20 protein-coding genes and 3 pseudogenes are annotated in these 25,304 nt (G+C 39.8%); 12 read left to right on the top strand and 11 right to left on the bottom strand.

Translation table 11 applies throughout. The features are described 5' to 3' along the window. A partial coding sequence (locus B9T16_RS11660; RefSeq protein WP_410244825.1) for an EamA family transporter occupies positions 1-605 on the top strand: 605 nt, incomplete at its 5' end. Positions 606-647: 42 nt separating this feature from the next. Here B9T16_RS11660 and B9T16_RS11665 read toward each other — a convergent pair. Beyond that, entirely contained in the window at positions 648-1,139 is a 492-nt protein-coding gene (locus B9T16_RS11665) for a hypothetical protein (protein WP_410244826.1), read from the bottom strand. A 75-nt stretch (positions 1,140-1,214) separates the two neighbouring features. Further along, entirely contained in the window at positions 1,215-1,415 is a 201-nt protein-coding gene (locus B9T16_RS11670; RefSeq protein WP_410244827.1) for a hypothetical protein, read from the bottom strand. 736 nt (positions 1,416-2,151) lie between these two features. Here B9T16_RS11670 and B9T16_RS11675 point away from each other — a divergent pair. The 5 genes from B9T16_RS11675 to B9T16_RS11695 are packed head-to-tail and all read left to right on the top strand — an operon-like array spanning position 2,152 to position 9,069. Further along, a complete protein-coding gene (locus B9T16_RS11675) occupies positions 2,152-3,756 on the top strand; it encodes an ABC transporter substrate-binding protein (RefSeq protein WP_410244828.1) in 1,605 nt (534 codons plus the stop codon). A 17-nt stretch (positions 3,757-3,773) separates the two neighbouring features. Then, complete coding sequence (locus B9T16_RS11680) at positions 3,774-4,670, top strand: vWA domain-containing protein (protein ID WP_410244829.1); 897 nt, start codon at positions 3,774-3,776, stop codon at positions 4,668-4,670. A gap of 20 nt (positions 4,671-4,690) precedes the next feature. Continuing rightward, positions 4,691-8,002: a tubulin-like doman-containing protein gene (locus B9T16_RS11685; RefSeq protein ID WP_410244830.1), complete on the top strand. Its 3,312-nt coding sequence runs from the start codon at positions 4,691-4,693 to the stop codon at positions 8,000-8,002. A 24-nt stretch (positions 8,003-8,026) separates the two neighbouring features. After that, positions 8,027-8,563 carry a membrane protein insertion efficiency factor YidD gene (yidD, locus tag B9T16_RS11690; RefSeq protein WP_410244831.1) on the top strand — a complete coding sequence of 179 codons (537 nt, stop codon included), beginning with the start codon at positions 8,027-8,029 and terminating at the stop codon, positions 8,561-8,563. Between the two features lie 26 nt (positions 8,564-8,589). Continuing rightward, positions 8,590-9,069 (top strand): hypothetical protein, encoded by a 480-nt coding sequence (locus B9T16_RS11695; protein ID WP_006619668.1) that lies wholly within the window; start codon positions 8,590-8,592, stop codon positions 9,067-9,069. 126 nt (positions 9,070-9,195) lie between these two features. Here B9T16_RS11695 and B9T16_RS11700 read toward each other — a convergent pair whose 3' ends face one another. The 4 genes and pseudogenes from B9T16_RS11700 to B9T16_RS11715 form a co-directional block, all read right to left on the bottom strand. Further along, on the bottom strand, positions 9,196-9,711 hold the full coding sequence (locus B9T16_RS11700) for a hypothetical protein (RefSeq protein ID WP_006619667.1): 516 nt from the start codon (positions 9,709-9,711) through the stop codon (positions 9,196-9,198). Positions 9,712-9,863: 152 nt separating this feature from the next. Continuing rightward, positions 9,864-10,514, bottom strand: coding sequence for a DUF305 domain-containing protein (locus B9T16_RS11705; protein ID WP_071941238.1), 651 nt, complete (start codon positions 10,512-10,514; stop codon positions 9,864-9,866). A 97-nt stretch (positions 10,515-10,611) separates the two neighbouring features. After that, a complete protein-coding gene (locus B9T16_RS11710; RefSeq protein ID WP_410244839.1) occupies positions 10,612-15,987 on the bottom strand; it encodes an AAA family ATPase in 5,376 nt (1,791 codons plus the stop codon). Positions 15,988-16,165: 178 nt separating this feature from the next. Then, positions 16,166-20,243 (bottom strand): annotated as a pseudogene (locus tag B9T16_RS11715) (PAS domain S-box protein). A gap of 486 nt (positions 20,244-20,729) precedes the next feature. Here B9T16_RS11715 and B9T16_RS11720 point away from each other — a divergent pair. Then, positions 20,730-20,864: a hypothetical protein gene (locus B9T16_RS11720; RefSeq protein ID WP_286131379.1), complete on the top strand. Its 135-nt coding sequence runs from the start codon at positions 20,730-20,732 to the stop codon at positions 20,862-20,864. Between the two features lie 387 nt (positions 20,865-21,251). Here B9T16_RS11720 and B9T16_RS11725 read toward each other — a convergent pair whose 3' ends face one another. From B9T16_RS11725 to B9T16_RS11745, 5 genes and pseudogenes are all read right to left on the bottom strand, one after another. Next, on the bottom strand, positions 21,252-21,617 hold the full coding sequence (locus B9T16_RS11725; protein WP_410244832.1) for a hypothetical protein: 366 nt from the start codon (positions 21,615-21,617) through the stop codon (positions 21,252-21,254). Then, positions 21,571-21,855 carry a hypothetical protein gene (locus tag B9T16_RS11730; RefSeq protein WP_014276609.1) on the bottom strand — a complete coding sequence of 95 codons (285 nt, stop codon included), beginning with the start codon at positions 21,853-21,855 and terminating at the stop codon, positions 21,571-21,573. Before B9T16_RS11730 ends, B9T16_RS11725 begins: the two co-directional genes overlap by 47 nt. Before the next feature lie 18 nt (positions 21,856-21,873). Continuing rightward, entirely contained in the window at positions 21,874-22,152 is a 279-nt protein-coding gene (locus B9T16_RS11735) for a hypothetical protein (protein ID WP_410244833.1), read from the bottom strand. A 62-nt stretch (positions 22,153-22,214) separates the two neighbouring features. Next, on the bottom strand, positions 22,215-22,436 hold the full coding sequence (locus tag B9T16_RS11740) for a hypothetical protein (RefSeq protein WP_410244834.1): 222 nt from the start codon (positions 22,434-22,436) through the stop codon (positions 22,215-22,217). A 12-nt stretch (positions 22,437-22,448) separates the two neighbouring features. After that, positions 22,449-22,856: pseudogene (locus tag B9T16_RS11745) on the bottom strand (hypothetical protein); the annotation flags it as partial. A 12-nt stretch (positions 22,857-22,868) separates the two neighbouring features. On the opposite strand from B9T16_RS11745, the pseudogene B9T16_RS11750 reads away from it, so the two are divergent. The 5 genes and pseudogenes from B9T16_RS11750 to B9T16_RS11770 all read left to right on the top strand — a co-directional run. Beyond that, positions 22,869-23,135: pseudogene (locus tag B9T16_RS11750) on the top strand (hypothetical protein); the annotation flags it as partial. A gap of 27 nt (positions 23,136-23,162) precedes the next feature. Beyond that, positions 23,163-23,384, top strand: coding sequence for a hypothetical protein (locus B9T16_RS11755; RefSeq protein ID WP_410244835.1), 222 nt, complete (start codon positions 23,163-23,165; stop codon positions 23,382-23,384). A gap of 62 nt (positions 23,385-23,446) precedes the next feature. Continuing rightward, positions 23,447-23,725, top strand: coding sequence for a hypothetical protein (locus B9T16_RS11760; RefSeq protein ID WP_410244836.1), 279 nt, complete (start codon positions 23,447-23,449; stop codon positions 23,723-23,725). An 18-nt stretch (positions 23,726-23,743) separates the two neighbouring features. Beyond that, positions 23,744-24,028, top strand: coding sequence for a hypothetical protein (locus B9T16_RS11765; RefSeq protein ID WP_410244837.1), 285 nt, complete (start codon positions 23,744-23,746; stop codon positions 24,026-24,028). Beyond that, positions 24,021-24,353: a hypothetical protein gene (locus tag B9T16_RS11770; protein WP_410244838.1), complete on the top strand. Its 333-nt coding sequence runs from the start codon at positions 24,021-24,023 to the stop codon at positions 24,351-24,353. Before B9T16_RS11765 ends, B9T16_RS11770 begins: the two co-directional genes overlap by 8 nt. The last annotated feature ends 951 nt before the right edge of the window (positions 24,354-25,304 follow it).

Here is a 25,304-nt window from a genome sequence, read left to right on the forward strand (position 1 = left end):
CCTTGCTGTTAGAAACCCTCGCCCCTCCCCTGACGGCATTAATTGCCTTCATATTTTTGGGGGAAAGACTCTCCCCGACAGCGTGGGGGGGAATTTTTTTGACCGTGTTGGGTATCGCCTGGGTAATTACCGAAAGGGCGGCGGAAACCGTGGGAATGCCCCTAAGACTAACGCGGGGCTTGGTGTTTGGCAGTATTGCGGCTTTATCCCAGTCCACCGGAGCGATTTTATCCCATTTGGCACTCACCCAAAGCGGCATCAGTCCCCTGTGGAGTACCCTGCTGCGAATTGTGGGCGGCGTGGGGGTGCTGGTTTTAGCCCTGCCAATTCAGCGGTTATCCCCCGCCGCTTTACTCAAGCCTTTGCAGTCCCGGCGGGTGTTGGGAATCATTATGGTGGCGACATTTTTCGGGACTTATTTGGGGATTTGGTTGCAGCAAACTGCCCTCAAATTTACCGCCGCCGGAATTGCTCAAACTCTGACTTCTACCAGTCCGCTGTTTGTATTGCCGATCGCTATAGCAATGGGCGATCGTGTCAGTTGGCGGGCGATTTTGGGCGCATTAGTCGCCATTTTCGGCGTGGCGATGTTATTTTTAGCTTGAGAAACTTGCCCTTTCCAATGGAGAAACAGGGGGTAATGAGCATTAACTTCCGGCTAGTGTCGCTAGAAAATTATGAACGACTTCCTCTAATTTTTCAGCATATACCATCAAATCATATTCTGCATAATAATTGATTTTGCCACTATCTATTAATTTTTGATAATCCATTGATGGCTTGGTATCCTCATCTGATTTAAAATTTAAAACCCCAGATTTACTTTGAAAAAATATTAAAAAATCTATCCCATAATTGACTAAATTTACTTGGTCGCTTTCCCACAATTTAGCATCAGCAATAAAAGCAATACCTAATCTATATAATATTTCAGCTAATTCTGCCTTCTCAGGTCTAGCGAAGCTAATTTCATGCCATTTATATTTCTTTTTTACGATAGATTGTTTAGGCAAATAATTGTTTTTCTTGTAAAAAGAAACATTATCAATTTTGTATTCAATTAAATTGGCGACTAACTGTGAACTACTCAAATTTAAACCGCTTAAATCTGCCCCATTAAGGTTTAACTCAATTACCAATTGTCTTTGGATATTAATTTGAGAATTATGTAAATATTTTTTGAGTACAGATTTTAATGTATCTTTCTTTATTTTTTATCCAAAAGCCTCTGATAAAAGTTTCCAGAGTTTTGCCCCTACATCTTTAACATAGTCCGGTTCATAACCTGTGTTCGCAGCAATTTCTTGATAAGACTTACCGTCCCAAGTTTGACGAAATACTGTTTCTTGAATTTTATTCAAACAGCGATAGTCAAGGACGGCTTCAACCAGTTCTAGTGCTTCATCAACTTTCATAAAATTTAATGTCAGAGCGATAGTAATTTCGATGGATGCAAGTAGGTATTCATAAAATAACAATCATTAGGGCTAAAAGTGTTAACTAGCAGTTTTGGGATTAAACATCGATCGATGCACACCTACTTAACCAGCTAAGTCAATTTTACATATTTCTGAGGACTACATCATCCGCGATTCCCTGAGTTCCCCTGTATCTGATACAATTAGTTACAAAACTTTATGCTTCTTTATATCCAGTGGTACGAGTACCTTCTCACTCAAAATATTGGAACTATCAGTTGCGATCGCCTCGCCAATTTGTAATATTTTATACCATTTTACCCTTAACCGTCAGTGTCTGTAGACCTTGAGAGTAGCCATAGAGGAGGTTCTAATTATTAATTAGATCTTAAATTCTGAATCAAAATTACCTTAACAATACCTTTTAATTACTTTAAAAATACTTTTTAATTACAACTCAATAATGACAGTAATCAATTATGGTGATATCATTGAGGATAGGGGTTTAGCTCACTGAGTTCACAATTTTTTCCAAAATCATCAGTGCTATAAATTTGCAATTCAGCCATTTTATATGGTAATTGTGAATTAGATATTTGTGATTTTACTACTACTGTAATCACCCAAATCTAGCAGTTACAATAGTTAATTGAGGAGATTAGTTGACTGCAACAGTCAACTAAATCAATGGCTTTACCAATAACTTTACCAAACCAGGATAAGGATAATGGCAATGGCTGACGATCCAAATACCCCTTGGGAATGTGAGGGTGCTCCACCTAAATATAAGAAGCATGAATTATTTGAAAATGCGGCAGGAATAGAGGAATGTGTGATATGCCGTCGTCCCCGAGACTATGGGGGAGGCGGTAGTTCAAACGGCCCACCAATTCCTTGGTCTAAAGTTGGGGCTGCTGCCGTAATTTTAGTTTTATTAGGTGGGATAGGATATGGGATTTCTGGTCTATTTAAGTCTTGTCCGACAGGTCAACAAAAACAGGGATTTTCCTGTGTAACAGTGGCAGTTGAACCACCTCCTAGACCAACTCGTACACCGACTACAACACCTATAACACCACCTACTACACAAACTATAGATATAGAGCGCTATAGTAGTGGAGAAAATCGCTTATTTGTGGGCAGAGAAAATCCCGATAGCGAACGTGGCATTAAAGCCTTTAGAAACGGACAGTATAGCCAAGCAGTACAAGATTTTGAGAAGGCTGTAAACGGCGATCGCAACTCTCCTGAACATCAAATTTATCTGAATAATGCTAAAGCACGTTTAGCTGGTTCTCCTTTCCTAATTGGGGCTGTTGTTCCTATTGACACTGCCGCCAGTTCCGCCGAAGAAATGTTAAGAGGAGTTGCAGATGCTCAAACCAGATTTAACCAAGCGGGTGGGTTAAATGGAAGGTTACTAGAAGTCATTGTCGCTAATGATAGTAACGATCCGCAACGAGCCACAGAAGTGGCAAAAAGATTGGCAAGCGATCCCAATTTATTAGGTGTAATCGGACATAATTCCAGTGATGCCACTCAAGCAGGTTTAGCTGAATACGAACAAGCAGGTATACCGATGATCTCGCCGACGAGTACCAGTACCGCTTTATCGGGAAACAGTTTTTTCAGAACCTTACCTTCTGATGCCATCAACGGTCAAAAACTGGCTGATTATGCTTGGTATACTCTGGAAATCGACAATGTAGCCATATTTTATAATCCCAATAGTAGCTACAGCAAAAGCCTAGAAACAGCTTTTTCCCAAGCCTTTCAGCAATTCGGAGGACGAGTTGTCAAAACCATTGATTTGAGCAATGAACAACTTGATCCCCAGCGAGAAATTCAAAACTTACAAGGGCAAGTTGAGGGTCTGGTTTTATTTCCAAATACTGCCTATATTTCAGTAGCGATCGCCCTAGCGGTTGCCAACAACAACCAAATGAAATTATTAGGAGGAGATGCCCTATATAATCCCAACACTTTAACATCGGGTAGCAACGCAGTGGAAGGATTAATTTTAGCCGTTCCTTGGTTTGCCGACGGGAAATATGCCGAAGCTGCAGAAAGACGATGGTTAGGACAGGTTAATTGGCGCACTGCCATGAGTTTTGATGCAACTCAAGCAATGATTAACGCTTTATCCGAGCAAGCATCTCGTTCTAGCGTTTTACAAAATCTCAGAAATATTAGCTTATCTAATGCTGATACTTCCGGTAATTTACTTCAGTTTGAATCCACAGGCGATCGTCAAGGTGATCCCATTCTAGTCCAAGCAGTGAAAGGAGGGAGAAATGCTCCTAGAGGCACACAATTTTCCTTTCAACCTATTAATTAAGGAGGACACCTAAACCGATGCCTTTATATACCCACCAACCAGTTTGGCGTTATGCCGTATTTCAGATTTCCGCAGCCTGTTTAGCCATCTGTCTAGTCCTGGCTCTCCTGGCTGGTCAATTAGGTTGGTTTTCCCGTTTAGTTGCCGTTCATTTAGCCGTCGATCTCAGTGGTAGCACTTATCAAAGTTCCCTAGCAAATTTTAACAAGCCGGGAACAATTATGGCTCAGGAAATTGAGGCAGTCCAAGCCTATGCAACTCGCAATGCTCGACTATCTCAACCTAATCTGATATCCGTTTCAGGGTTTGCTAGTTCTGTTGTTCCGATTACGAATGGATTCTCTAGTGATCCTCAAGAAATTACCAGAGCAATCAATCAAGTTGTTCAACCTTCCCTGGTTAACCGCATTGGTGGAGGAACCAACATGAATTTGGCTGTAGAAAATGGTTTATCTACACTTAAAACCCAGCCGACACTCTGTACAGAAATGTTGGTGATTACCGATGGTGTATTTAATATCAATCCCGAGATAATTGAGCAAGTCCAAGCTCATAACGTCAAGTTGAATTTTTTGATTGTCGGTCAACCTCTGACTGCCGAAATTAATCAATGGGCAAACCAAACGGGTGGTATTGCCTTAGAAGTCAGTCCTAGTAGCATCACCGAGTTGCTTTCCGAGGAAGTATTTGAGCGGTTTAATGCGAATCCGTTAGTGCCTTTGTTTTATGGCTTGGCATTTATCTCATTCATGTGGATGATGCTTTTACCTTTAGAAAGGTTTTTCAATCAAGCCCTCCGAATTAGGATTGATTATGCCAGTAAAGTTTCCGTTTATAATGCCATATTTTGGACAATAGCCACTCCCATCTATCTGATCGCATCAGGATTATTTAATCCGTTTCAATCTTGTTAATTGTTAAAAAGGAGTAAATCATGGTTAATGCAAATGTAGGACAAGACAATAATAATATTCAAGAAAATACAATTGTGCCAACTTTAATTATTGGTGTCGGTGGAACAGGCTTAGAAGCGATGACTCGTGTTCGCCGTCTGATTGTGGAATCCTACGGTAGTTTAGAAAAACTTCCGGTCGTTGGTTTTCTACATATCGATACTGATGAAAAACCGCAAGTCAAAAAGCCAGAAATGGCTGGCCCACCACTGGAAGATTACGAAAAGTTCTGGGCTAGTGTAACTTTTGACGAAGCTAAAAAAGTCAAGGACAATCCCACGACCTATTCTTGGTATTATGACTGGCTTCCCCCGGAACTGACTCCGCAAAACTTAGTTTCAGAACAAGGAGCCGGTCAAATTCGAGCTTGCGGACGCTTTGCCTTTTTTTATAACCATGAAAAAATTCGGAACAAATGTCAGCAGGCTATAACAAGAATTACTGTAGGTCGAAATCAACTAACGATTGATGGTGATGTTTTGACCGTAGAACCTAAATTGAATATTTTTGTCGTTGGTTCTATCTCTGGAGGAACGGGTAGTGGAATGCTGATTGATTTAGGTTATTGCTTGCGAAATTGGTTTCAAGGGCAGAGATTGGAAACTACAGCTATTATTCCCACCCCCGATGCTTTTTTAGGAATTGGTGGCAATATTAAAACTCAAGAAAATGGTTATGCTGCTCTCATGGAGTTAAACTATTTTTCCGATCAAAATACAAATTATAGTGTCAGGTATGGTTTATCAGAAAATACTCGAATCATAGAAAATCGCTCTCCCTATGATTATTTATATCTAACAGGAACTAGCAACCAAGAGGTGAGTTTAAAAATTGAAACTATTCAGGAAATGATGGCTCAACAAATTTTTCTGGATTTAGTTTCAGATTTTTCCAGTTACAAAAGAAGCATTAGAGACAATATAAAAAGGGATATTGGATCGTCTTCAGATCAAGCTAAAAATTCTCAGCAAAAAGCCATGGGCAGAAGTTACTCGCTCAACTTTTTTAGTTTTGGTATTGCCAGTATTGAGATTCCAGTTCACGCCATTCGGAAAGCGCTTGCCGTCAAGTTAGCCGCTGACTTATATCAGTGGTGGCTTAATGCAAATGTTCAACTTCCTAGTGATGTTCAACAAGAGGCAGAAGCAGAACTCAAAGAGTTAAAGTTGTCTAGTAAAGAACTGCTGAATGAGATTTTACTTAATCAAGAGGGTAAGCGTTATGAAGTCGTTATCCAACAATGGATTAAGCAACTAGAGAATAATATCAACGTCGAACAACGATTAAAATGTACTGCTCAACTTCCCAATCCTTTTGGCAAAGAAACGGGTAAAATCTTGGAATTTGTGAGCCGTTATCTTAACCCAACTGTTGAAGAATATCGCTTAGATCATCTCCGAGATGACCAAAGAAGACGCGGTGACTTCCTTCAAAGAATGCAGGACAATGGGGAAAAACTGTTTCAGGAAACAGCACGAACTTTTAAAGAAAGAATCTACGACTATTTAGAAGATAAGAGCCAAGGGGCTCGCGCTATCAAGGCACTCCTGGAGCAAATGCGAACCAGCTTACAAACAGAAATTGAAAAATTGCAACGGGAAGCTGAAAAAACTTGGGAAAGTCTTGAAAAAGCTGCTTTAGCAGAATACAACCAAGGGAGTTCTCAAATTGATGAATTTAGCGATCGCTGGATGGCAACCAAGGAAAATAAAATGAAAGAATGGTGCGATCAAGCAATTGGAGGAATTGAAAAAAGTTTTCAAGCCACATTACAACGCCAGTCTCGTCTGATGGCTGTTAACATTCAAAACCGCTTTCTTGATGTCATTCAAGAGGTTGAAAATGAAGTTGACCGATGGACTGGGCGAATTTCAGGTTCAGAAAGTAAGTATCGTGACTTGATCGCTTCATCTGAGAATTACATAGAACAGTTGGAATTAGTTGGACTTAAACTGTTTGAACGACGGGAGTTGAAAGAACTTTACGATGATTTTATTAACAAGTCTCAGGGACAGGATATCCTTTTTAGTCAACTCACCCAAGATATAAAAGCCGCCAGCCAAAACAGCAAATTCTGGACTCAATCTGCCTATGGTCAACAAGAATTTCATCTTCTGGATGTGGCTCGCATTGATGAGCTTCAATATCCCCAGTTTGAGGATGTAGTTGAACAATTCACCCGACGGAAAATTCAGGAAGCACCCGCCAACAGTAAACTGTACACCGAAATGGATGCTTGCACCCGTTTTATGCGACTGTACCCGGGAACCCAAGATCGACAACGAGAGATTCAACGTTTATTTAACTTGTCTAAACCCTTAATTCGTTTAGATAAAACCATTCCTCAAGAGGGAGGATTTACGCCCCAAGAAGGTCGTCTTGCGGGAATTATTGGAGGAGAAAAGACCTCCGAAACCGCAGCACAACAACAAGTTCCTCTGCTCAAGAAGTTTTTTGTAGGACTAAAGGCGATCGCACCCTTGAGCAACCGAGAACGGCACAAAATTGTAGCAACTCACGAAATAGGGGGATTTTCTTTGCGAGCTATTGCTGGAACTGAGAATCTTCGCAAAGCCTACCAACAATGGCGAAACAAACGAATTAAAGCTGAACGTGCTATTCTCAAAGGTTTGAAAAGTGACAATGAATTACCCACTCCCGTCCACATTCAAAAAGATATGGTGTTTTGGGATTTTCATCGCCCCGACCCCACCATTGAACAGTTAGTTTTAATTGCCCGTGCTTTTGAGATTTTGCGTCAGGAAATCAACAAAACAACCAAACAAGATGTGATTCGTTACCGCATCATGACTGAATTGGGTGAAGATAAAGTAACTGTAGCAGCCAATTGGGAAGATACAGTGCAAGTTCTGCAATTACCTGATTGTCGAGAAGACAGACAAGAAGTCGAACGACAGCTTAATGAATTACTCGACCAAGCCGAAACAGAATCCCAAAAACAACAACTGGGCAAACAACTGCAAGATTTCTTAGCTGAACGGCTCAAAACTGAGTTTCGGAATAATGATGAGGAAACCATGTATCTCCGGGAAAAAAACATCATTCTCGAATTTATCATTAACCATAAACTCGGCACTGTAAACAGTCCTTCAACTCCTCCTCCAGTCATCACCGCACCTCATCTGGGATTCACGACTGAACCGGAAGATAACCAAAACAAAATGCTAGGAAATGTCATGGCAAATACTGGTATAAAATACTGCAATAAGTGTGGTTATTCCATGTCTATCAGTGATAAGTTTTGCTCTAATTGTGGCAATAATATGTCCTAAAAAATCATTATAAGGTAGTCAATCATGAAAACTTTATCCTATTCCTACAGATGGCGTATTGCTATTTTCCGAGGATTGATTCGTACCGGCAAAGGTTTACTCTATTCTCTAGTTAACTCCGTTGGCGATACTTTAGATCATCTGTCTCAATATAGTCATCCCATTGTGATGGCAACCAGTCAGACTTTAGAACAGATGACGAAACAAACTGGAGTGGCTTTAATTCGGGGTTATCAAAAATATTTGTCTCCCCATAAGGGTTTTTGCTGCTCTCATCGGGTTTTATATGGTGGTGATTCTTGTTCACAATATGTCAAAAATATGCTGATTGAACAAGATTTGAAGTCCGCAATTTCTCTGTCCCGTCAACGGTTCGTAAATTGTAAAACTGCCAAAATTATCCTGCGTGCAGAAACCTTAGAAGAAAAACGCCGCCGCGAGCAGAATAATAGCCAATGGAATTGTAGCTTTTCTCCAGGAGGATGTCTTGATGAATGTATCCCTGACTGCGACGATTTGGGTTGCGAGCCTGATTGCGAGCCTGATTGTGATTGTGGTTAAAGATTATATCTAAAGGGTTAAAAATTATGAAATTTGTGCAAAGTTTATTTGTGTTTGCTTTGGGATTAGGTGTAGCAATTTTACTAAAAATGCTCCTGAGTTCCTTTTCAATTCCTCGTGAGTTAGTGGCATGGATTAATACGGGAATATTTGGTGTAATTGGTTTTGCTTGCGGTTATCAACGTCGCCATTTTGGTCAGACTAATACTATCATTATGGTGTTAGCCATGTCGGTATTTTTATACCTATTTAGCTCAATTTTGGGTTACTATGAATTAGTTGATGCACTCTCGGCAAGACACAACAATCCAGAACAGGTTGCCGACGCTTTTTTGCAATCGAAAGTTGGCGCTTCTGGAGTTTGGGGTTTTTATGTCTACAGGGTGGTAGGAGAAGCCAAGAATTGGTTTGGACAATTGATACTATGGCTGGTTCAATTATGGTTTTTTGGATTATCTTTGTTTTGGGCATTTATGGGATGGGCGATCGCCCCAGATCAATCCTAATTCTTATGCTGCTCCGACACTTGAGAAACTTGCCCTTTCTAATGGAGGGAATCAACCAGGTTTCTGACGCAAAATACTGTAAAAGCCCGGATTTTATCTCCGGGCGCAATTCAGGCACGGGGTAAATTAATCACACAATTGGAATTGAGCTAATTCTCTAGGTAGGTTTGAAGAATGAGGAACACTCACACCACGAGGAGCTAGGATACCCATGCCAAAAACGCAACCATCCTCAGCACTACAATCAGTCATTCTTAGGGATAGTTCGTAGTCATCCTCAAATGGAGGTTCAAAGGAAACAACTGAGACTAAATCTTCGTCAAATTCCAGCACCTCCCCACTCATAGTTTTAACTCGTAACTCCACATCGGCGCAATTTTCATCGCAGTAGCCGACAAAAAGATACTCAATAGAAGGATCAAGTCTGAGGGTTAACGGTGCGCTAACTCTGGCTGGTCCTTTGCCAATTACCGGCCAGAATGCTAACTCGAAACCGTCTCTTCCCGCCTCCTCAACCACATCTCTGAGTTTACAGACAACTGTTCTTTGTTGGTCAGTTAAATCCCGCGCTAAGGCTGTCCCTAGGAGCGTAGTACCGAGCAACATAATCATTCCCGGTAGATAATAGTGTTTCCGTTTCATTGATATCCTCTGGGAAGGGATGGTTATTAAGGGAATTTCCGAAATAACTGGAGAATACCATATCTCAGCGCGATCGCCTACAGATAGTTTAATGGGCTATAGATTGCTACCCTGTCCCTGACCCCCCAGCCTTAAATTAGATTCAATTGATGTTACCATTCCTTTAGCCATGCTTCCATTTGGTCAATTTCTGCCTCCTGTGAGGTCAAAATGTCTTCCGCTAAAGATTGCATTTCTGGGCGATCGGATTTTTCTTGTAAATCTTTAGCCATCACTAAAGCACCTTCATGATGGGGAATCATGGCTTGGAGAAAACGCCGATCAAATTCATCATCTGCTTCGCCTAAATCCATATCCATCCGCATAGCACTAATTTGTTGCGGAGACATTTCTATCATGTGATTCATTTGATTATCCCATGCCATTGGTGTATCTGGTGCGTCTGGATACCAGGCTTGTCGCCACTCCCTCATTTGGGCAATTTCTGTGGCTTGAGCTTGAATTATTTCTACTGCTAAATTTTGCAATTCCGGTCTTTCTGATTTCCCTAAAACTTCCTGTGCCATAATAATTGCACCTTCATGATGAGGAATCATCGCATCAATAAAGCGTAGGTCGTAGTTTTCATCTGCTGGCCCTAAATCCATATCAGCATGATCCATACCTCCATGATCCATGGTTGGTACGGTTTCACCAGTGATCTCTATGGGTTCCTCTATGGACGGAGGTACGGAATCACAACCCGCAATTAATCCCAATATGGCTATCAAACTCCAGGTTGATTTTCGGAAATTCGCATTCATGAACTTTCTCACCGATAACTATCTTAAACTACCCCCCAATTATAGACTCTCTAGTCAACAGGAGAGTCAAGGCATAGATACCATAGCAAATGTTTACCTAATCAATCGGTAGACAGATGCGGAATTCGGAACCTTGACCGATTTCGGACTCTACCTCTAAACTTCCTTGATGCTTATTAACCACAATTTGACGAGCGATCGCTAATCCCAAACCCGTACCTTTTCCTACTCCTTTAGTGGTAAATAAATAATCAAAAATTTGGGACTTTAGTGCCTCTGGCATTCCGGAACCATTATCTCCAATCCGAATCTCTACGGAATTTTTCTCAGGTAAAACCTGGGTAGAAATAGTAATAATTTGATGATTGATTTTGAGACTCTCAAAGGTTGAAGTCATGGCGACTTCATCTAAAACATCGATCGCATTAGCCAAAATATTCATAAAAACTTGGTTGATTTGACCGGGAAAACACTTGATTTGAGGTAAATTGCCATAGTTTTTGACGATATCAATAGCGGGTCGATGTTGATTAGCCTTGAGGCGATGTTTGAGAATTAACAGAGTGCTATCAATACCTTGGTGAATATCGCAGGAAACTTGATGATCTAGATCCGCTCTGGAAAAAATCCTTAAACTGGTGCTAATATCTTTAATGCGATCGCACCCCAGTTTCATCGATTCCAACATTTTGGGTAAATCTTCTAAGTGATACTCAATCTCTAATTCCTCATATTTAGCGACAATTTCCGCCCCTGGATCAACAAACCTTTCCTGATATAGTTGCAGATATTCACTCAGAGACTGCACGGATTTAATCGCCTCGTTAATATTACCATGAATAAAGCCGACGGGATTATTAATTTCGTGAGCTACGCCAGCAATTAAATTCCCCAAGGCTGACATTTTTTCACCTTGAATTAATTGCAGTTGCGACTGTTTAATTTGTTCGACATAATCTTGGGACTGTTGATATAAACGAGCATTTTCTAGGGAAATAGCCGCCTGAGTGCAAAGCAAGTTCACAACCACTAGGCGATCGCTCGTAAATACACCACTGATCCGACGATTTTCTAGGCTGACAATTCCCACCAAATTACCCTGATTTAAAATCGGTAAACATAACATACTCTTAGGTTTTCGTCCCTGTAAATACTTATCAATTACAGGTAAATCCGTTTGCATATCATCGATAACTACTACTTTATTAGTATTTTTCACATAATTAATCAGTTTGACTGGGACCTTAGTAGTTTCGCTCAAAAGTTCCCCACAAAGTTCCGTATTTCGGGGAGTAGCAAGCGATCGTACTAGCCAATTTCCATCAGCGTCTGGCAAAATTAAAGCACAGCGTGAACCCCCAGAATTTTGCAAAATAATCTTAGTCAGTTGCTGCAAAAGTTCCTCTAATTGAATCGTGCTAGAGATAGCCTGAGCCGCCTTTAAAATAGCTGAAAAATCCAGCAAATTATTAATGCTCGAAGCCGAGGAACGATTACTAGATGTAGATGTGTGAGTTGAAATACTCGGAGTAACCACAGTTGCTAAAGTCGCCATAGGATTTAAATTAGAGCCCATGGCTTCTAAAATCGGTTGTAGCAAGTTAGGATAGGCATTTTCTAGCTGATCAGTTTTAGCTTTTGCACCCCACCGCGCATAACAATAATAGGCTTCCTGCATATAAACCATTGCCAGCTTTTCTTTACCCCAATTCAGGTAAAACTTAGCCGCCAGTTCATTAGCTAAAGCCTCCTCTTGGATAAATTCGTGTTTTTTGGCTCCTAAAATTGCCTGGTCATATAAATTTATAGCCTCAACTTTTTTATCTAAAACTCGACATTTTTCCGCCTCGATTAAATCCAGCTTATGCTGATGATTCATTGGTGCATAATATGCCCAGTGACCTAAATGCTGTTCATTCTCTTCTACACGCTGCCACAATTCTGATTTCTGTTCATGTTCGGGAGCATAAATGCCTAAAGCCGTGAGGGAATCATAGAAATAAAATCCGGGAATGCTAATCATACCAGCACCACCAATTAAATATTTTTTAGCCTCAATTGCATAAGTTTCAGCTAATTTGAGTTCTGCAAATAAATAGGAAAGCATCATTTTATATAGATAAAATATATACAATCCCAGCACATCATGACTATCAGTAATGCGAGGCAAAATTTCTGTTTCTTCCATCGCTTCACCCGATAAAATGTGAGGGTTGACTGCTAACCCCAATAAATTTAAAGTAGACTGCCAATAAATTCCACAGTAATTGGCAGTGGTTATTTGATTCAATCGTTGTAAAGCGTGATAGTATCCAGATGACTGCTTTTCCAAGGTGACTAGAGTTTCACCACCCCAAAATGAGTTGAGGCAAAAGGTTTGAGCGCAATATCCAGCTTGTTCATGATTGCCAATTTCTAAGGCTTCTTTATAGCTGTCTTGTAGAAGATAAACTCCGGTTTTAAGATGGTTTTTTCTGTGTAAAATAAATAAACATACTACATGAGTAACTTCTGGTTTTGCGGTTTTGAGGTCTAATTTTTTCACTAATGTTAGCGCCAATTGACCAAACTTCAAACCTCTATCTATATCTTGTAAGAGATTACAACAAATAATACCATAGCAGCTATAGCTAAAGGCGGAAGCTGATGTATTGCCATATTCAATTGATAGCTTAACTCCTAAAGAAATAAACACGGGAAATAAGGGAGATTGAGAGATAGCAGCGACGGGAATTATACTATTGGCTATCTGCAAAATAGCTATTTTTTCTATATCTGTCATTAAGGGTAGGTTAACTAAGTCGTCAATATCGCGATCGCCAATTAGTTCTAGGACTTCTGCAATGACTTGTTGGATATCGTTTTCTGTGGGATTTGCTGGGTAATTGACACCCAAACTTCCCAGTAATTCTTGACCAATAGCAATCGCTTCACTTAGTTTGTTTTGAGATACATGGGCTTGAATATTAATCCGGTAAATATCTACCTTGTCTACCCAACTATCTACCTGAGATATCACCTGATTAATGAAATGGTTCATTGTCTCAAAATCACCAGATAAAGCTGCTAATTCAGCCCCCAAATTATAAAATTCTAGGGTGATTTTATATTGTCGCTTCCCAGGGTTTTCTCCGAGTAAATTTAACCCGGTTTCAGCATAATCCAAACCTGCTGTATAGGCGGTAGCTGCTTTAGCTTTTCGACAGGCGATCAGGTTCATTTGCGCTAACTCGTCTCGTTCTTTTTGGGTAGTAATTAAAGCTGTACCATAGTTGAGTTTACTGATGAGTTCAAAAATATAATCTTCCCTAGACTCAATAGGAATTTGTTTCAGCAATAGTTGTCCTATGCGGTAATGAGTAGTCTGTTTTTGCTGTTCAGGAATTAGTGAATAAGCAGCCTGTTGAACCCGATCATGCAAAAATTTGTATTGTACGTTTTCAGTCTGACTACTGTTTAACTCCGTTTCATTCTCACCCATATAGAATTTATAAACCTGAGTTTCTGGGATGATTAACCCGTATAATAGGGCTTTCCATAAAGCGATCGCTACTTGGGTTGGTGATTTTTCACAAACAATTGCTAATGTATCCAAATTAAACTTATTTCCCAGACAAGCAGCTAACTGTAAAACTTCCTGAGTTTCTGCTGGTAATTTCTGCAACTGTATCGCCATAAACTCAACTACATCATCGGTGAGAGATAGGGAATTAACTCTAGTAATATCACATTCCCAGTAGCGTTTTTGGAGATTAAATTTAATACATTTATCCTCATATAATGCCTTGAGAAACTGGGTGATAAAAAACGGATTTCCTTTGGTTTTACGATTAATTAATTCCGTGATTCGATAAGCTAGTTCAACCGTACAAGCTAAAGTATCCGCCACCAACTGATTACTATCCTCAAACGCCAGGGGAGTTAAAGTAATCGTATTAACCGTTTTACCCAGTTTTTTCAGTTCTTCTACTGTTAACATAAAAGGATGCACAGGAGAGACTTCATTATCCCGATAAGCACCCAATAACAGTAGATAGGTCTTTTCTTCCATTAATAGCTTCATTAACTCCAGAGAAGCCAAATCTGCCCACTGTAAATCATCTAAAAATATCACCAGTGGATGCTCATAAGTAGTCAATACCGAGATAAATTTTTGGAATAGTAAATTAAACCTATTTTGGGCAGCAGTTCCTGATAATTCCGGGACAGCAGGTTGAGGGCCGATGATTTTTTCCAGTTCAGGAATTACCTCAATTAAAACTTGTCCGCTACCTCCTAAAGCTGCTAAAATATTAGCTTTCCATTGGTCAATATCTGAGTCTGATTCCGACAAAAATTGCCCTATTAAATCCCTTAATGCTTGCACAAAGCCAGACAAAGGAATATGATGATTTAATTGGTCAAATTTACCCTGAATAAAATAGCCTTGCTGACGGGTAATCGGTTTGTGGACTTCATGGACTACGGCGGTTTTACCAATCCCCGAAAAACCCGCCACTAACATAATTTCTGATGCCCCATTCGCTACCCTATCAAAGGCTGCTAATAATTCCTCAATTTCGTTTTCTCTACCATAGAGTTTTTCCGGAATTAAAAAGCGATCGCTCAAGTCACAAGCAGCGATTTCAAACTCATAAATATTACCAGTTTTTTGCCACTGTTGCCAACAATTTTCTAAATCATGTTTAAGTCCCAAAGCACTCTGATAACGATCCTCAGCATTTTTTGCCATTAATTTGGCTACGATATCAGATAAAACCTTCGGCACATCAGGGTTAACCTCATGCAATGGAGTTGGCATTTTCGCCAAGTGACAATAGACTAATTCCATCGGATCATCAACATTAAAAGGCAACTCTCCCGCCAGTAATTGATAGAAAGTTATTCCCAGAGAATACAAATCACTGCGGTAGTCAATGCCACGATTCATCCTGCCAGTTTGTTCCGGGGATAAATAAGCTAAAGTCCCTTCTAAAATATTAGGATTTTGGATAGTCTTATTTTCTTTTGGCAATAATGAAGCCAAGCTAAAGTCAATCAGTTTAACTTCTTTGGTTTCAGGATGAATTAGGATATTTGCGGGTTTAATATCTTTGTGAATTACCCTTTGTCGAGATAATCCGTGTAAAATGTCTGCTAGTTGTAAACCTATAGCGAAAAAGTCAGGAATTAATAGTTTTTTGGGTTGCCACTGATTCAGAGAAATATGTCCTTCATAGGGCATCACTAAGGCATAACTATTCCCATAATTTTCTAAAGATAAAGGTTTGACAATTCCTGAAAGTTCCAGATTTTTTGCAAGTGTATATTGATTGCGAAACTGTGCCAATTCATTAAAATTCGGATGGGGATTCCGTAAAACTTTGATGATTACCCCTTGGTGATCACTGGTCCTAGTGCCTTTATACACTATGGTGCGGGTTCCTTGATAGATAATTTCGCCAAAGTTGTACAAGGGAAGAGTCATAATCATGGCGTAACCTGTAGTTAATAGGGTTGACTCAATCAAAACTTCGATAGATAGGCGCTTCCAGGCTTTTCTAGCCTCAATCTAGTTAATTGTAAACGGTTTGTGATTAAACTTTTCATAGCTTAACTTACCAAACCAAAATTTTCTGTAAATGTGCTACAGAATAATACAAACTTGGTGGTTATGCCAAGGGTAACTTGATTATAAATTCTGTACCCACCCCTGGGACTGAGGAAAAAGTTAACTCTCCGTGGTGATTCTGGGTGATAATTTGGTAGCTGGTTGGTAATCCCATCCCTGTGCCTTGACCTACGGCTTTAGTCGTAAAAAATGGGTTAAAAATCTGGTTTTTATGTTCGGGATTGATGCCAATACCATTATCTGTAATTGAGATCAATACTTGATTTTTATCGGCTAGGCGTGTTTTGATGTTTATACATCCTATATAATCAGAGTTTCCCGCCGTATTGAATCGATTTCGTTTTTCCTCGATCGCCTGAATAGCATTGATTACTAAATTCATAAATACCTGATTTAATAGGCTGCTATAACATTGAAATGACGGCAAATCTCCATAGTCTTTAATTACCTGAATTACCGGACTTCCATTGCTACCATTGACCCGATTTTGGACAATCACTAAGGTACTATCAATATTTTCATGAATATCTACAGATTTTAACTTGGCTTCATCTAAACGGGAGAAGGTACGCAGGGATTTAACAATATCCCTAATTCGTGAGGCTCCATGAGTCATTGAACTAATGATTTTTGGGAAATCGTCCCTGATAAAATCTAAATCAATATCCTCAATTAAATCGCTAATTTCTGGGGGGGGGATCAGGATACAATTCTTGATAAGTATCAATCAATTCTAACAAATATTCCGTATAGGTAGAAGTGTGGGTTAAATTGCCATAAATAAAACTAACTGGGTTGTTAATTTCATGAGCCACACCTGCGACTAATTGACCTAAACTCGACATTTTTTCAGCTTGAATTAACTGCACTTGGGTTTCTTGTAATTCCCTATATGCTTTTTGCAATTCCTTACCTTTGGCTTTGGACTCCTGATAAAGTTGAGCTTGATAAATAGCGATCGCCACCTGAGTTGCCAGACTTTGTAGCAGTTCGATTTCATCATCTAACCAAGAGCGATCGCATTCGCAACCCTTGGTACAATCACTCTGAACTCTCCCGATTTCAAAACCTCCAATTGTGCCGCCAGCTGTATGCACAGGTAACACCAAATAACTTTCAATTCCTGACTGTTGACAAAATTCTTTTAAGGCTTCGTCTTGGCTATCCTTAACTACATCTAGCCGATACATTTTTCCATGAAATAAATGATAAAATAATTTTGGAAAATTATCAATATTATAACTGCCAAGCCAACTAGGTATTCCTGGATTTTTCTGCTCCTTAACATTTTCTAAGCAGGGTGGATTGGTATCGGATCTATACCATACAAATGCACAAATATAAACTTTGATTTCCTGAAAAATCGCATTGACAGCATTTTGCAAAATCGTATCTAAATGCAGAGAATTGCGAATTTCGGTGCTGATCCGATTTAAAGTTTGGGTGCGACTCAGCAAAGATTGTAACTTTTGTTCTGCTTTTTTGCGTTCCCTTAAAGCCGCTTGCTGTTCACTAATATCTCGAACAATAGACAAAACATCATTGCCACAGGGAGCAAACCGCGCTTCATAATTTCGGATTCCTTCAGGCATTTCTAGAGCATATTCAAACAATTGGATATGTTGAGTTTTTAGGGTATCTGCAATAGCTTTACTCGTCGGTACAGCCAGAAACTCTGGCAATACTTCATGAAGATTTAGACCCAAAAATTGTGACGGCTGCATTAACGGTTCTACCTGTAGAGATGGCTTATAATCAAGAAAAACATAATCGGAACTATAGCGGAACATCATATCAGGAATTGCATCAAGTAAAGCGCGCGTCTGAGCCTCGCTTTCTTTTAAAGCCCTTTCTGCTTGTATGCGGTCTGTAATATCTTCAAAAATCCCCACCAAACCAATTACCTTTCCGTCCGCATCATGGAGAGGTATTTTAGTGGTTTCTACCCAATTCATGCTACCATCAGCATTGCTCTTATTTTCAATTAATTTGATGTGGGGTCGATCGCTATTCATCACCTGGCGATCGCAAGCGCGATAATGTTCAGCTTCTTTTCGACTCACACAATAATCATAATCTGTTTTTCCTATAAAAAAGCTCGTATTTTCACCACCAAAAGCCCTAGCAAAAGCCTGGTTACACCCCAGAACAACACTATGAGAATCCTTCCAAAATACCGACTGTGGGAGAGCATCAAGAATAGTTTGCAACAACTCCCGCGATCGATAAACTTGCTCTTGCGCCTTCACTCTTTCCGTAATATCCATCACCGTCCCAAACATCCGCACCACCTGCTCGTCTCGCTGTTCTATTTCAATCCGAGCATTCAGATAAGCCACCTCATCACCAGCACGCACAACCCGAAAATCAAAGTTTTGTGGAATCCCCTTATTAGCTTCTGCAACCCTATTTTGAAATAAAGAGCGATCGTCAGGGTGAATTATGGTCAGATGTTCTGCAAAAGTCGGCTCACCCTGTTCCGGACTCATACCAAACAGATTAAATACCTCTTCCGACCAAGTAACCTTTTGGGTTTGAGTCTCAAAAGACCAGTTCCCAAGATGCGCCACTTTTTGAGCTTTTTGCAGTTGATTAGTCAGTTCTTGTAGCGCCAGTTCATTAGCTTTACGCTGCGAAATATCCTGATAAATTCCCATAAATCGCAGCGGTTCACCCAAACGATTCCTCTCCACAATTTGACCAATACCTAAACCCCATTTATAGGAACCATCCTCGCATCGCAAACGATGTTCAGTCTCATAAATATCAATTTCTCCCCGGATATATCGATTCATATTCTCAGAAACTAATTCCATATCCTCCGGGTGAATTCGACTGATCCACTCATTAACATTATGATTAACCACCCCTTCCGTCGCACCGATAAAATTCCGCCAATGTTCCTCCGATAAAACCAACTCATTAGTTTGCATCTTCCAATCCCAAGTGCCAATATCAGCTGATTCTAGGGCAATTTCTAAACGAATATGACTTTCCCGCACCGCCATTTCCGCCTGTTTACTGTCATGAATATATCGGGCAATTCCCAAACATCCTATCACCTCACCTTCATCATTTCTCATCGCCGATACATTAGTAGAATGCCAGTAATAGTGATTATTTTTATGTAACACCCTATATTCAGCACCTCGCACTTTTTCCCCTAATAAAGCTCGATGAAAAGCATCTACACAAATTGGCAGATATTCACTATGTACAAACTCGGCAAAAGAAATACCCAACAACTCATCAATGGGATATCCCGTAATTTCTTCAAAATTTGGGCTCACATAACTAAAAGTGCCATCCACATCAGCAATAAACACCATATCATTCAGATTTGCCGTCAAATTCCGAAACTTACTCTCGCTTCTTCGTAGGGCAATTTCACTTTCTTTTTGCTCAGTAATATCTCGCACATAACCATACCAAGTCGTGCTACCATCCTGCTCTCGTTGGGGTGTAGCATGACCAAGCAACCATAACAATCGACCATCAGGGTGAGTTATACGATACTCGCAAAGCCAGGGAGTCAAATTTTCCGCCGATGCCAAAATCGACTCTTCTACCAACTGTATATCATCAGGATGCAGCGCATTAAAAAGGGCACTAGCATCAGACCGCACGGCTTCTGGTTCAATACCATAAATCTCTCGTAACCCTTCGCTACTGTAGGGAAAAGCAAACCCACCATCGAGATTTTGACAAAACTTATAAATTACCCCAGGAATATGGCGACCAATTTGTTGCAGACAATACTCTGCGTCCATCTGTTCCGTAATCTGTCGCAGTTTTTCAGGAGTACAGACAGAGGCGGCTAAGGCAGATTGCAACGATTCTACCTGTTCTTGTAGCCTTTTGATTTCCGTAACATCTCGTAAAGTTACCAGATGACAATTAGGCAAAAAATTAGCTATGGCCACATACTCCACCATCACCACACCACCATCAGGTCGTATCAGACGAAATGAGCCACCCATCTCCCCTTGGTCGAGGAAATCTTGCCAAGTTTCTTCAAAATTAAAGCCGGGTTCAGCAAAATCACTAATCCGAGATCCCATCAAATCTTGACGTTCCAACCCAAATAATTCGCAGGCCGCCTGGTTAGCATCTGTCAAAGTGTGTTAACTATAAACCCTTATCCTGACAGCGATAGCGGTTATTACTCAACCCGATAGTCGTACCTAATTACTCAGATATTACTCACGATATAGTCATAGCACAGGAAAATAATTCTGTCAATAGGATGATTACTCAGTCAACAAGCACAACTTAATCAATCTGTCAAATGCCTACTATCTCCCCCTAACCAAACACCGATAGGGTAACTCTCTCGTGATACCCGTCAATGGCAAGCCTTCGGTTGGTAACGAACCATTGACTGCTATCACATCGTTCGTTTCCCCAATAGTGCTTGTTTCGGTTAGGGGGAGGGTATGGGTTCAATTTTGCAGGATATTACCTAAAGCTACCAGTGCTAATAATAGGACGGTAATGAGTGCGATCGCAGTGGGATTTATCTATGGCTCAAAGTCAACATGATAGCTGTAGGTAGCCGTAGGGGGAACCCACTAGGTTATCAATGTACAACGATACCCCTATCAATGTACAACGATACCCCTATCAATGTACAACGATATCAGGCTGCCTATCCGGTTATCTATGGGAGTCAGATTATTGGGGAAATATTGGGGAGCCTACTCACTACCAACAAAATGCGATCGCATAATCACGACTAACCTGGCTATGACATACTGAAGCGATACCCCCAAACAACTTTTCAACTGGTAACTTGTTTCGTCATCTCTCGCTGATACCTACATAATCCTAGAGAATTGATTCCCCATCGAAACCGATACCTACATACCGCTAGACAAGTCTCCAATTTATAGGGGTACTGGGTTCCGCACAGGATGATTACCCCTAATAGACGGGTTAAGGTTTTGGCTTAGGGTGTTTATTGTGGGTAAACTAGGGGTGGGTTCATATAAACTTCCAATAGACTACTGGCAATAGACTACTGGCAAAAAATACAAACAACCCCTATCATGATAGGACACGATAAGGGTTAAGGTTGTTATTGAGTTAGGGTTAGSTGTTAGGTGTTAGGTGTTAGGGTTTAGGGTTTAGCTGTTACTCATTCTGCACTTAGTAATCATAGCTAACGCTGCTTCTGTTAGCTTATCTACAGTGACTTGGTCAGCTTTCCCTATGTAAATGTGATGATTGACGCTACCATCCCACCCTTTGAGGTTCCAGTAGGTAAAACCATTGATTGAGAGTTTTTTGCACGCTGTCAATCGTTTACCATTAACCTCCACTGAAAAGGATTTATGGGTTTCTAGGTATTTAAACCATTCTAAAGAACCTACTTCGATACAGATATTACCATGACCTACCAGAAACCCTTTGTAAGACCCTGTTAGTGTGACTACCGGGAGTAGCTTAGGCATGAAAATCACCTCCCAGTAGGATATCGCTGTTATAACCATTAAGGTTGCATTCAGGTGATATTATACCTGAATCAAATCGAGTAATAATTGGATACTGAGATTCTACCCATTTCTCGTGTACCATCATAAAATCAACAGCGGCGTTATGAGATATTTCGGCTAATGTCACCCTAGTATCCTGATTGGAATAGGAGATATCTCGTGACATCATTTGAATGTAAATCTCCCTAGCCATTTCTGCAATAACCATCATTTTTTCTTGTTCAAACTCATTCATGGCTTTATTTCCTATTGATTAATTGAACTTGTGATCATCATTATCGGGGTGATTTTGATTATTGTTGTGTTCTGTAATTTTTGCATMAAGCAAGGCTTCAATACCTTTGAGTAACTCGATTTCCGCGTTTAAAAAATGCCTGTGGATTTGAATAAATTCGACAATTTCGTCGAATTGTTCAGATGTGATAGCAAGTTCTACTAAGTCAAGTAATCCTACAACGTTAGGATTTAATCGATTACTCATGTAGCTATATTCTACTACGTTTAATCCGGGTGTACTTAATTTGATTGACATGGATTTATCCTTTGATAGTGGTTAAGTTGTGATAGTTTAACGTCATTTCGGACGGGTTTAAATTATTCGATTTTGGTTAGTAAATGCTTAATATAATTAAGCTGTTTGAGCAATAATTGTTTTTTTGCTTCTGCTAAGGATAACTCAATCTCGCAATCATTCATTATTGAAATTAACGTTTCTTTAGCGTCTTCTCTGTTGGCGTTGTAGACTGTAGTATCTACCATTTGTTTAAATTTTTTAAACCTTGCCTTTATAATGGCATTTGTGTTGGTTTGAGTCATTTTTTTGGTCTCCTATATGATGTGTTTCCAAACATTTTTGCCGTTCTGATTAATCATATTATATCCTCTATTTTTCATTAGATTAGTCAACTCTGAAACATTAACGCGACTATCAAGATATCCATCTGTTTTAGCTCTCTCAATGGCTTCTTTTAACGCTTTCGGGTCGATATCAGTTACAACCTCGGTTAACTCAGGACATCCCGCGTTAATTGCCTGGTTGTTTTGTTTCATTTTTGCCTCAATACCTTGAGTGATAAAACTGTCTAAAAATTGTTCAGTACCTGATGATATAGTCAAGATTTTTTCATTAACAAAATCCCAGTAATCATTGAAGCGTTTAATTGATTCATTGATAGATAATTGATAAATCAATGAATGGGTGACAATAATTTCACTTGATAACCTAGCGTTAATGATAWAWTTTTKATTWTATCATCAGGTACTGAACAATTTTTAGACAGTTTTATCACTCAAAGTATTGAGGCAAAAATGAAACAAAACAACCAGGCAATTAACGCGGGATGTCCTGAGTTAACCGAGGTTGTAACTGATATCGACCYGAAAGCGTTAAAAGAAGCCATTGAGAGAGCCAAAACAGATGGATATCTCGATAGTCGCGTTAATGTTTCAGAGTTGACTAATCTAATGAAAAATAGAGGATATAATATGATTAATCAGAACGGCAAAAATGTTTGAAAACACATCATATAGGAGACCAAAAAAATGACTAAAACCAACACAAATTCCATTATAAAGGCACGGTTTAAAACATTTAAACAAATGGTAGATAGTACAGTCTACAACGCTAATAAAGAAGACGCTAAGGAAACGTTAATTTCAATAATGAATGATTGCGAGGTTGAGTTATCCTTAGCAGAAGCGAAAAAACAATTGTCGCTCAAACAGCTTAATTATATTCAGCATTTACTAACCAAAATCGAATAATTTAAACCCGTCCGAAATGACGTTAAACTATCACAACTTAACCACTATCAAAGGATAAAACCATGTCAATTAAATTAAGTACGCCCGGATTAAACGTAGTAGAATATAGCTACATGAGTAATCGATTAAACTCTAACGTTGTAGGATTGCTTGACTTAGTAGAACTTGCTATCACGCCTGAACAATTTGATGAAATTGTCGAATTTATTCAAATCCACAGGCATTTTTTAAACGCGGAAATCGAGTTACTCAAAGGTATTGAAGCATTGCTTAATGCAAAAATTACAGAACACAACAATAATCAAAATCACCCCGATAATGATGATCACAAGTTCAATTAATCAATAGGAAATAAAGCCATGAATGAGTTTGAACAAGAAAAAATGATGGTTATTGCAGAAATGGCTAAGGAGATTTACATTCAAATGATGTCACGAGATATCCCCTACGCTAACCAGGATACTAGGGTGACATTAGCCGAAATATCTCATAACGCCGCTGTTGATTTTATGATGGTACACGAGAAATGGGTAAAATCTCAGTATCCAATTATCTCTCAACCTCAACCAGGTATTATTGCCTCTGATTTCAACATTAACGGCTATAATAGCGATATCCTACTGGGAGGTGATTTTAATGCCTAAGCTACTCCCGGTAGTCACACTAACAGGGTCTTACAAAGGGTTTCTGGTAGGTCATGGTAATATCTGTATTGAGGTAGGTTCTTTAGAATGGTTTAAATACCTAGAAACCAATAAATCCTTTTCAGTGGAGGTTAATGGTAAACGATTTACAGCGTGCAAAAAACTCTCAATCAATGGTTTTACCTACTGGAACCTCAAAGGGTGGGATGGTAGCGTCAATCATCACATTTACATAGGGAAAGCTGACCAAGTTACTGTAGACAAGTTAATAGACGTAGCTAACGCTATGATTGCTAAGTGCAGAATGAGTCACACTAACAGATAACACCTACCCCAATCACTTAAATGGCCCCCTATGGTTTCTAACGGTAGGGGGTGCTTGCATATTTTTTGCCAGTAGGCCTGTTGCAGTAGGCCTACTAAAAATTTATATGAATGCTTACCCCCCTAGTTTACCCACAATAAACACCCTAAGCCAAAACCTTAACCCGTCTATTAGGGGTAATCATCCCGTGCGGAACTCAGTACCCCTATAAATTGGAGACTTGTCTAGCGGTATGTAGGTATCGGTTTCGATGGGGAATCAATTCTCTAGGATTATGTAGGTATCAGCGAGAGATGACGAAACAAGTCACCAGTTGCAACGCGTTATGTAGGTAGTGAACTGAATTCAACGGGGTGATGATTAGATAATGCGATCGCGTTTTGTTGGTAGCGAGTAGGTTCCTCAAGATTTCACCAATAATCTGACTACCATAGATAACCGGATAGGCAGCCTAATATCTTTGTACATTGATAGGGGTATCGTTGTACATTGATAACCTAGTGGGTTCCCCTATGGGTTGTTTTTGAGCCATATCCTCCCCCAACCGAAACAAACACTCTTAGGGGTGCGACCGATGTGATAGCAGTCAATGGTTCGTAACGAACCGATAGGCTTGCCATTGACGGGTATCACAAGGGAGTTACCCTATCGGTGTTTGGTTAGGGGGAGATAGTAGGCATTTGACAGATTGATTAAGTTGTGCTTGTTGACTGAGTAATCAACCGTTGACAGAATTATTTTCCTGTGCTAGGACTAGATTGTGAGTAACATTTGAGTAACTAGGCATAGTTATTGGGTTAAGTAATAACCCGCTATCGCTGTCAGGATAAGGGTTTAAGTTAAATGGTTCTAGCTGATTGACAAGCGTCTATATAGCCTATAACCCCTATTCTACCGTTACTTAGGTGTTACTCAAAACCATAGCAGGATCCATCAATCTGTAGCCATAAA

This window comes from Arthrospira sp. PCC 8006 (assembly GCF_046480465.1).
GTDB lineage: Bacteria > Cyanobacteriota > Cyanobacteriia > Cyanobacteriales > Microcoleaceae > Limnospira > Limnospira platensis.